General features: G+C 73.2%; 1 pseudogene. It reads left to right on the top strand.

Features of this window, described 5'->3' with window-relative positions:
- Positions 1–231: pseudogene (locus tag KVT32_RS31825) on the top strand (hypothetical protein); the annotation flags it as partial.

Consider the following 231-nt stretch of genomic DNA (forward strand, 5'->3'; position numbering starts at 1 on the left):
TGCTCGACGTCGCCCACCTGCTGGGCGCGTCCCTGCCCGCGTCCTGCGACTGCGCGCCGATCTATCCGGAAGGTTTCGCTTTCTGCCCGACCTGTGGCCAGGCCCTGCACAAGCTGGCCGGGCGCAGCCTGCGCCAGCCGGATTGGTGGGGAACGGCCGGCGACCAGGCCCTGCCGCGCCACGTGCCGCACGGCTTGCCGGTCACTTCGCTGCCGCTGGGCGACAGCCTGG

It is taken from the genome of Achromobacter sp. GbtcB20 (assembly GCF_019091095.1).
Taxonomy (GTDB): Bacteria; Pseudomonadota; Gammaproteobacteria; order Burkholderiales; family Burkholderiaceae_B; genus Achromobacter; species Achromobacter mucicolens.